This is a genomic window from Clostridium sp. Marseille-P2415 (assembly GCF_900155545.1).
Classification (GTDB): Bacteria; Bacillota; Clostridia; order Lachnospirales; family Lachnospiraceae; genus Lacrimispora.
In genome coordinates this window covers 1,758,439-1,770,520 of sequence record NZ_LT732526.1, presented here as the reverse complement: position 1 = coordinate 1,770,520, position 12,082 = coordinate 1,758,439, and the positions used below count along the sequence as shown (strand labels likewise).

At 43.6% G+C, this 12,082-nt stretch carries 12 protein-coding genes; 11 read left to right on the top strand and 1 reads right to left on the bottom strand.

Going from position 1 to position 12,082, the window contains the following annotated elements:
- The first annotated feature begins 13 nt into the window (after positions 1 to 13).
- The 7 genes from BQ9856_RS13110 (at position 14) to BQ9856_RS13080 (ending at position 8,032) form a co-directional block, all read left to right on the top strand.
- Positions 14 to 1,015: a carbohydrate ABC transporter permease gene (locus BQ9856_RS13110; protein ID WP_077611441.1), complete on the top strand. Its 1,002-nt coding sequence runs from the start codon at positions 14 to 16 to the stop codon at positions 1,013 to 1,015.
- On the top strand, positions 1,015 to 1,869 hold the full coding sequence (locus BQ9856_RS13105) for a carbohydrate ABC transporter permease (protein WP_077611440.1): 855 nt from the start codon (positions 1,015 to 1,017) through the stop codon (positions 1,867 to 1,869). The genes BQ9856_RS13110 and BQ9856_RS13105 overlap by 1 nt, the downstream gene beginning before the upstream one ends.
- A 499-nt stretch (positions 1,870 to 2,368) precedes the next feature.
- Positions 2,369 to 3,667, top strand: coding sequence for a group II intron reverse transcriptase/maturase (ltrA, locus tag BQ9856_RS13100; RefSeq protein WP_077609315.1), 1,299 nt, complete (start codon positions 2,369 to 2,371; stop codon positions 3,665 to 3,667).
- A 114-nt stretch (positions 3,668 to 3,781) separates the two neighbouring features.
- The gene (locus BQ9856_RS13095) at positions 3,782 to 4,810 is read left to right on the top strand and encodes a glycoside hydrolase family 130 protein (RefSeq protein ID WP_077611439.1); all 1,029 of its coding nucleotides are present in this window, start codon (positions 3,782 to 3,784) and stop codon (positions 4,808 to 4,810) included.
- Positions 4,811 to 4,864: 54 nt separating this feature from the next.
- Complete coding sequence (locus BQ9856_RS13090; RefSeq protein ID WP_235839205.1) at positions 4,865 to 6,061, top strand: SGNH/GDSL hydrolase family protein; 1,197 nt, start codon at positions 4,865 to 4,867, stop codon at positions 6,059 to 6,061.
- 19 nt (positions 6,062 to 6,080) lie between these two features.
- Positions 6,081 to 7,802, top strand: a complete 1,722-nt coding sequence (locus BQ9856_RS13085; RefSeq protein WP_077611438.1) for a phospho-sugar mutase — start codon at positions 6,081 to 6,083, stop codon at positions 7,800 to 7,802.
- 8 nt (positions 7,803 to 7,810) lie between these two features.
- Positions 7,811 to 8,032 (top strand): sulfurtransferase TusA family protein, encoded by a 222-nt coding sequence (locus tag BQ9856_RS13080; RefSeq protein ID WP_077611437.1) that lies wholly within the window; start codon positions 7,811 to 7,813, stop codon positions 8,030 to 8,032.
- Here the strand turns inward: BQ9856_RS13080 and BQ9856_RS13075 are convergent.
- On the bottom strand, positions 8,022 to 8,921 hold the full coding sequence (locus BQ9856_RS13075; protein ID WP_077611436.1) for a LysR family transcriptional regulator: 900 nt from the start codon (positions 8,919 to 8,921) through the stop codon (positions 8,022 to 8,024). The genes BQ9856_RS13080 and BQ9856_RS13075 overlap by 11 nt on opposite strands.
- Before the next feature lie 245 nt (positions 8,922 to 9,166).
- Between BQ9856_RS13075 and BQ9856_RS13070 the strand changes: the two genes are divergently transcribed.
- The 4 genes from BQ9856_RS13070 (at position 9,167) to BQ9856_RS13055 (ending at position 12,027) form a co-directional block, all read left to right on the top strand.
- Complete coding sequence (locus tag BQ9856_RS13070; RefSeq protein WP_077611435.1) at positions 9,167 to 9,853, top strand: YeeE/YedE thiosulfate transporter family protein; 687 nt, start codon at positions 9,167 to 9,169, stop codon at positions 9,851 to 9,853.
- Positions 9,854 to 9,878: 25 nt separating this feature from the next.
- Positions 9,879 to 10,106 carry a sulfurtransferase TusA family protein gene (locus BQ9856_RS13065; RefSeq protein ID WP_077611434.1) on the top strand — a complete coding sequence of 76 codons (228 nt, stop codon included), beginning with the start codon at positions 9,879 to 9,881 and terminating at the stop codon, positions 10,104 to 10,106.
- A 29-nt stretch (positions 10,107 to 10,135) separates the two neighbouring features.
- Entirely contained in the window at positions 10,136 to 10,684 is a 549-nt protein-coding gene (locus BQ9856_RS13060) for a YeeE/YedE thiosulfate transporter family protein (protein ID WP_200801309.1), read from the top strand.
- A gap of 122 nt (positions 10,685 to 10,806) precedes the next feature.
- A complete protein-coding gene (locus BQ9856_RS13055; RefSeq protein WP_077611433.1) occupies positions 10,807 to 12,027 on the top strand; it encodes an FAD-dependent oxidoreductase in 1,221 nt (406 codons plus the stop codon).
- The last annotated feature ends 55 nt before the right edge of the window (positions 12,028 to 12,082 follow it).

The window sequence follows — 12,082 nt, the reverse complement described above, 5'->3', positions numbered from 1 at the left end:
GAGGGAAGATCATATGAAGGAAGAGAAAACTTCATTGAGCTTTACGGAACATATAGGGCGCTTTGTAAAGTGGATACAATCGGGAAAAGTGAATAAGAGGCTCTGTATTATCACATTTATGCTGTTCCCATTGCTGCTGTTATTGGTATTTACATATATTCCGTTTTTCAAAATGGTTCAGTTTAGCTTTTATGATATGAAATATATCGGTAACAGGGAATTTATAGGTCTTGGAAATTATGCCGAAGTGTTCTTGAGAAAAGATTGCTTTCAGGCGCTGAAGCTGAGCGCATATTATATTATTGCATCCTTTGTGCAGCTTGGATTTGCATTGTGGTTTGCATCCGTTCTGAGTTTTCGTGTCAGGGGAGCAGGCGTGTTTAAGGGACTGATGTTCTTTCCTTATCTGGTATGCGGAATTGCAGTTGGCTTTATCTTTAAATTTTTCTACACCAGAGGTTTTGTGCTGGATACAGTGCTGCAGTGGTGCGGATTTAATCTGGAATCTCTTCCTTACTGGCTGAAAAATAAGAGTATCAATAATATTTCTATTGCGGCAACGTCGGTCTGGCGTTATATGGGACAGAATATGGTGCTGTTTATCGGAGCGATTATGTCCATTGACAGCACTCTCTATGAAGCAGCGGCTATTGATGGGGCTTCCGGCTGGAATAAGTTCCGTTATATTATATTCCCCGGTATCAAAACTATCATTGTGCTGAATATGATTCTGGCGATTACCGGTTCACTGAGCGTATTTGAGCCTCCATATGTAATCACAGGTGGTGAATTTGGTACAGGTACCTATTTTGTAATCATGAATAAGCTGGCACATGAGAGCCAGAAGGTTGGGCTTGCCTCTGCAATGGCAATCGTACTTTTTGCATTAATTTTGTTGGCAACATTGATTCAAAAGCTGGCAGAGCGGTATTTCTTTGGAACAGGAGATCAGGACTCGATCCGTTGCCGGAGAAAGCAGAAGAAGCGGAAGGCGCAGAAAGGAGGCAGACTGTGATGTCAAAGAGCAGTCAGGCGAAAATAAAGAAATCTGCGTGGTCCTTGGTTCAATATATGACTTTGATTGCAGGTGCGGTCATTTCGGTGCTGCCAGTGGTTGTTTGTGTGATTACAGCCTTTAAGACACCGGAGGAATACGCATCGACCAATGTCATGACCTTTCCAAAAAGCTGGCTGTATTTTGATAACTTTATTGAGGCATGGCATAAGGCTAATATGGGGGTTGCTTTTCGCAACTCGGCAATCATTCTGGTGTTTGTATTAATTGGTTCTGTACTGACAGGCTCCATGCTGGCATATGTCCTGAGCCGGTTCAAATTTCCGGGAAATGGGCTGATTCGGAATATGTTCCTGTTTGCTTCCCTGCTTCCGGGAATTGCAATGCAGGTGTCTGTTTATCAGATTATGTACAGCCTGGGCTGGATTAACAGCCTGCCGGGATATATTGTGATGATGTGCGGAACCGATGTCATGTCCATTTATATTTTTATTCAGTTTTTTGAAAATATTTCAACAGCCCTGGATGAGTCGGCAATTATGGATGGATGTACTTATTTTGGCGTTTTTTTTCGGGTACTTCTGCCGCTTTTAAAACCGGCTGTTATTACGGTAATGATTTTAAAAGGCGTAGGCACCTACAACGAATATTATGCAGCGAACTTATATCTGCAGGACAAAAACCGCCTGGTTACGGTAGCTACCTCGCTGTTTAAATTCACCGGGCCACTGGGAAACCAGTACAACTATATCTGTGCCGGAGTGATTATAACGATGATTCCTGCGCTGCTCATCTTTATTCTGTGTCAGAAGCAGATATACAGCGGACTGACCCAGGGGGCGGTGAAAGGATAAGCGCGTCCAGAAAAGGGCGATTGGTTTAGTGGGTGGAAATCCCATACGGCAAGGCGTAGCGAGCCACCGTTAGCGAGTCTTGGGTGTTGTCTGGTAACAGGCAAGGCTAAGCGTAGACAGTCAGGAAACAGGGTTGCAATGCTATCGAGCTTCGAAATTTTACAAAGTCTTAAAGGCCGACGCAGTTTATCCATGCGGAAGGCAACATCATAACAAGCGTTAAGCGAGTTTGTTATGGCTTTGACGGAGTCCAAGGGCCAATCATGTTTTACAATGACTAATCAGTCAACTGGAGAGAGCCTGTGATTTCCTGCAAAGCAGATAACTGCTGCATGCAGGTATGACGTACAACGATGACAAGGAGGAAATCAAAGGAGTCACAGGCAGTCGGACACTCTCATAGTACCAAAGAAGCCAGTAATGATGGCGGAGGGAAGGGGAGTGCATAATAACACTCTTTCTGAGGGCACATTTACCGCACTCAGGGGCGGGAGGATAAATGCAAACGAAATTAGAAAGAATAGCAGACAAATCGGCTCATGAAAGCCGACCGGTATTTACATCACTGTATCACTTGCTGAATGAGGAACTATTGCTTCAATGCCATAAAGAATTAGACGGAAAGAAAGCAACAGGAGTCGATGGAATAACAAAAGAGGAATACAGCCAAAACTTAAGAGAAAACATCAGAAATCTGGTGAAAAGACTTAGGAACAAGGCATATAAGCCGAAACCGACCCTGCGGGTGTATATACCGAAAGCAAATGGAAAGAAGCGTCCACTGGGTATTGCAGTCTATGAAGATAAAATTGTGCAATTAGGACTAAAGAAGATATTGGAAGCGGTATATGAACCAAAGTTTCAGGAGAACATGTACGGATTCCGGCCGAAACGCGACTGTCATATGGCAATCAAAGAAATGTGTATCAGTATCGTGCGAAAGCGTATCAACTATGTTGTAGATGCAGATATCAAAGGTTTCTTCGACCATATGAGTCACGAATGGACAATGAAGTTCGTTGAATACTACATCAAAGACCCGAACATACTCTGGCTGATAAAGAAGTATCTGAAAGCAGGAGTGCTGGAAGAAGGGAGGTATCAGACGAATGAATGGGGATCCGCCCAAGGAAATATCATCAGTCCGATATTGGCAAATATCTACATGCACCATGTGCTGGTGTTGTGGTACAAAGCATACTTTGAGAAACGCGGAACGGGAATGAGTTTTCTGGTAGTGTATGCAGATGATTACCTGGCAGGCTTTGAACATAAGGGGGAAGCCAAACGATACTACGAAGAGATGCAGATACGGCTGTGTAAATATGGGTTGGAACTAGAGACGAGTAAAAGCAGACTTGTAGAATTCGGGAGATATGCGAAAGAAAGAAGAAAGCGAAAAGGGGAGGGAAAACCCGAGACCTTTGATTTCTTGGGATTTACATTCTATTGCGGAGAAAACCAGGAGGGAAAGTTCTGTGTGATACCGAAAACCAACGGGAAACGAATGCGGACAAAACTGAAGGAGATGAAACAGTGGCTGAAGAACAATCGAACAAAGCCATTAAAAGAGATAATGCTGATCCTTAATCGTAAGCTGGTTGGACACTACAGATACTACGGTGTGACGTATAACATACCATCGCTGATGAAGTATCACTATTACACAACGCGCCTGTTATACCGCTGGATGAATCGAAGGAGTCAGAAGAAAAGCTACAATTGGGAGGAATTTAAGCAGATGCTGGATTATTATCCGCTGGCATATCCCAAGAGGTATTACAATCTCTATGCGTAGCGGGAATCTGTAAATGTTATTATGAAGAGCCGTATGCGGGAAAGCCGCACGTACGGTTCTGGAAAGGACTTCGCATTGTGAGGTGCGATTTTACTAAACGGAGGGAATGAAACGATGAGCAATGTAAAGATTATAGGACCAAATGTACCGAATGTACCGTGGCAGGAGCGGGGAGCAAATGCAAAAAGCTGGATGCCGGTATGGAGATATGATGAGAATCCGATTATCGGAAGAAATCCCCTGGAGGGAGTTGCCCGAATTTTTAACAGCGCTGTAATTCCTTATGGAGATGCATTTATCGGAGTGTTCCGCGCAGAGCAGATCAACGGGGTGCCGCATATCTATCTGGGCCACAGCAAGGATGCAATTCATTGGGAGTTTGAAACAGAGAAAATCCGGTTTGTGGATGAGGATGGCAAACCGTTTATGCCGATTTACGCATACGATCCCAGGCTGGTAAAGGTGGAGGATACCTATTATATGATGTGGTGCCAGGATTGCTATGGCGCTTCCATCGGTATGGCAAAGACAACTGATTTTAAAACCTTTACAAGAATTGAAAATCCATTTTTGCCTTTCAACCGGAATGCCGTGCTGTTTCCGAGAAAGATTGACGGAAAGTTCATGATGCTGTCCAGGCCCAGCGATAGCGGACATACGCCATTTGGTGACATCTATCTCTCAGAAAGCCCGGATATGGTTTACTGGGGAAAACACAGACATGTGATGGGAAAGACCGGTGACTATTGGTGGGAGAATGTGAAAATCGGCGGAGGCGCTGCTCCTATTGAGACAACAGAAGGATGGCTTTTGTTTTATCACGGTGTGACAGGAACCTGCAATGGACTGGTATACAGCATCGGAGGAGCAATCCTGGATATGGATCAGCCGTCTGTTGTTAAGTACCGCTGCACGAACTTTTTACTGACTCCGGAAGAGTGGTATGAAGAGCGGGGATTTGTGCCTAATGTAACCTTCCCGTGTGCAACCATTCACGATGCCCGGAGCGGAAAGATTGCAATTTATTATGGAGCTGCAGACAGCTGCGTAGGCCTGGCCTTCACAACCGCTCAAGAGGTTGTGGCATATATTAAGGAGCATAGCGCAGTATCAGAAAGCGATACGGAAACCGGACTTCGGTAAAGTGAGGATAAGACCATAATGGAAGAATGTGTTTTGAAGTGATAAGGAGGCTGCATGATGAACGGATTTACCATTTTCAGTATTCCAATAATGGTACCGGGACTCCGGGGCATATCCGGATTCCGGAAGCAGAAAGGAAGCGTTATGGCACAGGAAAAACGGACAAAAGGGATTGTTAACAGAGGAAATTGGAGCCGTCTGAAACAGTGTATGATACGGGCGTCCAAAGGTGAACGGATTGTGGTAGGCTTTCTGGGAGGTTCCATTACCCAGGGAAGTCTGGCTGCAGATGCCACGCGTTGCTATGCATATTTGACCTTCCAGTGGTGGAAAGAAAAGTTTCCAAAAGCAGACATCAAGTATGTGAATGGAGGGATTGGAGGTACTTCATCGCTTTTTGGAGTTGCAAGAGCAGAGAAGGATGTATTGACGGAGCAGCCGGACGTAGTCTTTGTGGATTTTTCAGTCAATGATGATGCAACAGAATTTTTTAAAGAGACTTACGAGGGGGTTATCCGGAAACTGTACCAGTGGCATACCGATCCGGCGGTAGTGGTTTTAAATAATGTATTTTATGATACGGGGATTAATGCACAGGAATATCACAATACAGTGGCGGCTCATTATGAAATTCCCTGTGTGAGTATAAAAGAGAGCATTTATGCAGAAATCCAGGAGGGAACCTATCAGGCAAAAGACCTGACTTCAGATTATCTTCATCCCAATGACAGAGGCCATGCGCTTGTGGCGGGAGAACTGATTAAGCTTCTGGAACTGGTTTGGGAAGAGCGGGATAAGGAAGAGAAAACGCCGGTTTATCCCAGGCCGCTGACAGCCAATACATACCAGAATGCTGTCCGATATGAGAATGGGAACAGTTCGCCAAAGCTGTGGGGCTTTTATATGGATCTTCGTAAAAAAGAAAATGTATATGACCATTTTAAAAGTGGCTGGATTGGAAGTAAAGTGGGTGATCGAATCTGCTTTCGGGTTGAATGCGGAAACCTGGCGGTGCAATATCGGAAATCTGTGAAGCATCCTGCGCCCATAGCCAAAATTACAGTGGATGGAAAAGCAGAGGACGCTATGATTTTAGATGGTAGTTTTGATGAAACCTGGGGTGACTGTCTTTACTTGCAGCCGGTTCTGCACCATACAGAGATATGTGTCCATGAAATTTTAATAGAAATTATTGAGGCTACAGACCATGACGCAGAGCCTTTTTACCTGATGTCTTTAATTTGTGCCTGAAAAAAGCGGGGAGATAATGATGGAAGCCAGAAAAGAATATCAGCTATGGTGTAAAAATCCTTATTTTGATGAGACAACCAGGAGCGAACTGCTTGCTATTAAGGCTGATGAGAAAGAGATTAAAGAGCGGTTTTATAAAGAACTGGAATTTGGTACAGGGGGGCTCCGGGGAATCCTTGGGGCCGGGACGAACCGGATGAACATCTATACGGTACGTAAGGCAACCCAGGGGCTGGCCAATTATATAATCCGGGAAAAAGGAGAAAAAAAGGGCGTGGCCATTGCCTATGACTCCCGGAATTATTCAACAGAATTTGCCAGGGAAGCTGCACTTTGTCTGGCAGCAAATGGAATTACTGCTTATGTGTTTGAGTCTTTAAGGCCAACGCCTATTCTTTCTTTCACAGTGAGAGAGCTTGACTGCATTGCCGGAATTGTGATTACAGCCAGCCATAATCCGCCGGAATACAACGGTTATAAGGTGTACTGGGAGGACGGCGCACAGATTACTGCACCAAGAGATAAGGAAATTATTGGAGAAGTGAGTGCTATAACAGATTATGACCAGGTCAGGACCATGGAGCTGGAAGCAGCAAAAGAGCAGGGACTGTACCGGGTAATTGGAACAGAGCTGGATGACCGTTATATGGAAGAATTGAAAAAGCTGGTAATTCATCCGGAAATTATCCGGGAGCAGGGAAAGAAAATGAAGATTGTATATACTCCGCTTCACGGAACCGGGAACCTTCCGGTACGCCGTATTCTGAAAGAACTGGGATTTGAACAGGTTTATTCAGTACCGGAGCAGGAACTGCCAGACGGGAATTTCCCTACCGTGAGCTATCCGAATCCTGAAGATAAAAAGGCATTTTCTCTGGCGCTTGAACTGGCAAAGAAAGTGGATGCGGATGTGGTTCTTGCAACCGATCCGGATGCAGACCGTTTAGGAATCTATGCAAAGAGTGGTGAGAATGGGGAATATAAGTCATTTACCGGCAATATGTCGGGAATGATCATTCTGGAATATATTTTGTCACAGAAAAAAGCAAAGCAGGAGCTGCCTGAGAATGGGGCAGTGGTAACTACCATTGTTTCCGGTAAAATGTCAAAGGCAATAACAAAAGCCTATGGCGTAGAACTGATTGAGACATTGACAGGGTTTAAGTATATTGGTGAACAGATTAATTTTTTTGAGCAGAGCGGAAGCCGCAGGTTTTTATTTGGTTATGAGGAGAGCTATGGATGTCTTGTGGGAACCCATGCCAGAGATAAGGATGCAGTAGCTGCAGTGATGGCGCTGTGTGAGGCAGCAGCTTATTACCAGGCTCAGGGAATCACACTTTGCCGGCAGATGGAACGCTTGTACGAGAAATACGGTTATTACAGAGAGAACCTTTGCACAATCACCTTAAAAGGGCTGGATGGAGCGGAAAAAATTAAAAAGATTTTGAAAGCAATCAGAAAGAATCCACCGGCTTTCATTGGCACCTGTCAGGTGAAAGCGTTTCGTGATTATGAAACGGGCGTGATAAAGGATATGAAGAGCGGATCGGAATATCCCACTACACTTCCTGTTTCTAATGTGTTATATTTTGAACTGGAGGAGGGAGCATGGTGCTGCATCCGTCCATCAGGAACAGAACCTGAGGTAAAATATTATACCGGTGTAAATGGGCTGAGCGGCGTTGATGCGGCAAAGAAGCTGGCGGAACTTACAGCGGCAGTCAGTGCCTTGATATAGGAGTGTCTATGGTTAAAATTGATTGTTTGGGTGATATCTGTCCGGTCCCTGTTCTTAGATTAGGAAAGGTCATTGATTCCATAAAAAACGGGGAGAAATGTATGGTGGTTACGGATCATAGCTGTACGATTTCAAATATTGAAGCTTTTTGCAAGGCGAATCATTTAAATTATCATACGGATGAAGTCATTAACGGTGTATGGGAAATCACTGTTTCTGCTAGCAGATAGTCTCTTTTAGTATTGTTTCAATATATTTAATGAGTTTTGACGATTCATAATTGAGAGGAACGCTGGCTGCATTTTTTATGGAATAATATTCATTGTCAAATTCCAGGCATTGACATTCAATAATGCGGAGCTGTTTGTTGTAGATTTCCTTCTTGATTGCCATATAGGGAAGAAAAGCAAGCCCGAAGCCATTAATAGCGGACAGTTTAATGGATTCCGTCGATTCAAGAGTATAAGGAATATGAAGCTGATTGATGCTGATTCCGTTTTTATTCAGCATTTTGTCCAGTACCTGTCTTGTCTTCTGGGTTTTTACCAGCATCAGCAGAGGATAATGATAAAGATCCTGGCAGTCTAACTGGGAAGGAACCTTCATTTTTTCCCCTGCAACCAGAAAAACATGGTCAGAAAATACTTTTCTGGCAGATAGATTTTTATCCTTGGGTCTGCCTATGATAATTCCCATATCAGCAAACCCTTTTGCTACTTTTTCTTCTATGATTCTGCTGGACATCATCTCCATATTAAGGGTATATTCCGGATATTTGTTTTTTACATGGTAAAACGTGCATGGCAGGGCATAAGAATATACGCAGGGAGAAGCAAGGATGTGTACGGTCTTATTTTGATTCTGTGCGTTGTTGATATCAATGATCAGCCTGTCATAGGACGATAATATCTCCAGAGCACGGTTGTAAACAATCATACCAATGTTAGTCGGAATCACACCTTGATAGTTCCGATCGAAAAGCCGTGCGCTGAATTCCTGTTCCATGACTCGCAGCTGCTGGCTTAATGCGGACTGGCTGATGTTCATCTGCTCGGCAGTTTTTGAGATACTGCCGGCTTCCACTATTCTTATAAACATTTTCAGATTATGAATGTTCATGGTAACCCGCCTTTCTGAATTTAACTCTAAACCAGTTGATTAATCTGTTAAAATCTTAACAGCTTTTACCCCTTTCATTATAACAAATATGTCTCCCTGTGGCTAGTGCGATAAAATAATAGGTTATAAGTAAATCTTATGGCATATCAGATTCTTGATTAACCGAATTTTGATAAGTATGGTATAATTCGAATTGTAATTTTGTTATTATATTAACAAGTATAATTTATGAAAGGGGGATTTACGTGTCAGAGATTAATACAGGCGTAAGTGGGGAAAGAGTGCGTAAACCAAGGAAACCCAAAAAGAGTCAGATTCCATATGCAATTCTGATTACAATTCTGATCATTGCTTTTGGCTTTTATTTGGCAGGAGGGAGCAATAAACTGCCTGTTTATTGGGGATTTGGTATTGCATTCGGGTATATTCTGCAGCGTTCTCGTTTCTGCTTTACGGCAGCATTCCGTGACCCGTGTATCACAGGAAGCACATCTGTAACAAGGGCCGTACTGGTGGCAGTCGCAGTTGCCAGTGTCGGTTTTTGGGCGATCAAGTATGCCGGTGTCATGGCAAATGCAGAATCCAATTTCAACATGACCGGCGTGGCGCCCATGGGTTTGCCCCTGGTGATCGGTGCGGTCATGTTTGGCATTGGAATGGTCATTGCCGGAGGCTGTGCATCCGGAACTTTGATGCGCGTTGGAGAGGGCTTTGCAATGCAGGTACTGTCCCTGGTGTTTTTTGTAGCAGGTTCTTTCTGGGGCGCACACGATATGAACTTCTGGAGCAGATTCAATGAAAACGCTCCGAAAATCTTTTTACCGGATGTGTTTGGCTGGTTCGGTGCAATCCTTGTACAGGGATTGATCATTATTCTTTTATACATAGCAGCCGTTAAATGGCAGGAAAAGAAAATGGGAAGTGCAGAATAAAATTTAATTATAAAGGAGATATCACATGGCGGAATTTACATTAGATTGTCTGGGAGAGGCTTGTCCGGTCCCGCTTATGAAAACAGAGAAGAAGATCGGTGAGTTATCGGTAGGAGATGTTTTGGCCGTATCCATTGATCATAGCTGTGCAATGAAGAATGTTCCTGAATGGGCAAGGAAACAGGGACATAACGTAGAAATTGAAGAAGTGGATGATGGTGAGTGGGAAATTGTCATTGAAAAGACGAAGTAGATAGCTTCTGTGAAAGCAGGTGAATAAATTTGAAACAATTTTTTATAAAGCTTGGTGATCATCCGATTTACAAAAAACTGTTAAAAGAACCCATAACATACGTGGCCGGAGCCGTTCTGCTTGCCGTTTTTCAAATCGCTCATTTTGCAGCCCTGGGTAGCGGCTGGGGAGTGACAAGCGCATTTGCCAACTGGGGTACCTGGGTCTACAAAGAACTTGGGGGTGACGCAAGCGGCTGGGTATATTATGCTTCTGAAAAAATGCAGAAGGAGTTAAATACCGGCTTTCTGGCAGACGGTGCTTCCATCCGGAATTTGGGCATTGTGCTGGGAGCCCTTGCAGCAACGTTATTTGCATCACAGTTTAAGATCAAGAAGATCAAGTCATTACGGCAGGCAGCAGCTGCAATCCTTGGCGGTTTGTTAATGGGCTATGGGGCAAGACTTGCAAATGGCTGTAATATAGGAGCGTTATTTACCGCTATATCATCGTTTTCCTTATCCGGATGGGTATTCGGGGCATTTCTGCTTGTAGGAGCTTTTCTGGGAAGCAAATTATTAGCCAGATATTTTATGTGATTTGTAATCATGGGGCGATCATATTTGATTGCCCCTAAAAAAATATGAATCCCCGGTCATGGGTAAAGAGAAAAACGGCTGTGGTTGCTTAAAAAAGAGCATTCAGAAAGGAACGGGTTATAATGACTAAAAAAACGGAATCATATGATGTTGTAATTATAGGAGGCGGTGCAGCCGGCTTAACTGCGGGAATATATTGCGGCAGAGCCAAGCTTAAAACTTTGATCATAGAAAAAACTCTGGTAGGCGGGCTTGCCACATATACCAATGAAATAGAGAACTATCCCGGTTTTCCGGATGGGGCAACAGGGCTTGAACTGATGGAATTATTTTATAAACAGGCTAAGAAGTTCGGTGTAGAATTTAAATTGACTGATGTAAAGTCCGTATCTTTGGAAGGGGATATAAAGCAGGTAGAAACGTTTCGTAACATTTACCAGGCTAGGGCTGTCATCATCGGAAGCGGCGGAAAACCCCGTCTGACCGGTGCAAAAAACGAGGAATTATATCTTTATGATAAAGGGATATCTTTCTGTGCGACCTGTGATGCAGCGGCGAATACAGGGAAGACCGTTATGGTAATAGGAAGCGGAGATGCAGCCATTGAAGAGGGAATATTTTTAACCAAATTTGCAGATAAGGTAATGGTATCCGTTATGCATGAGAATGGCAAAATGGACTGCAACGAGATTGCAAAGGCGCAGGCTCTTGCTAATCCGAAAATGGAATTTATCTGGAATACGGTTGCAGACAGTTTTGAAGGTGACGAAAGGCTGCATACGGTTGTGTTAAAAAATGTGAAAACAGAGGAAAAAATCCCTGTTCAAGTGGACAGTTGTTTTCTGTTTATCGGTTACCTGCCAAATACAGAATTATTCCGTGAAATTCTGGACATGAATAGGGGAGGTTATCTCATAACAAATGAACGGATGGAAACAAACATACCCGGAGTATTTGCTGTAGGAGATGTACGTGACAAATACTTAAAGCAGGTTGCAACAGCGGTGGGAGATGGAGCCGTTGCCGGATACGGCGCGGAAAAATATATATCGGAAAGTGAAATTTTTGATAAGCAGATTATGAATGAGGGAAAACCTTCCCTGGTGTATATTTATAATGCAATTGATCCCCGTGCAAGAGAGCTGCTGCCGGTTTTCAAAGAGTTTGAACGGGATCATTGCGACATCCGGGTATCATGTATTGATATATATAAATCAGATGGAATTGCAAAACGCCTTGATGTTGAGAATGCCCCCTGTATCGCCTGGATCAAAGAAGGTCAGATTATGGCGAAGTATTATGATGAAATAACTCCGGAGCGCATAAACAGCATTTGCAAATAGAAAGCAGATTGATAGATCAGGTAAAAATCTTTGTTAAGGAAATAAGAGGCTGTTG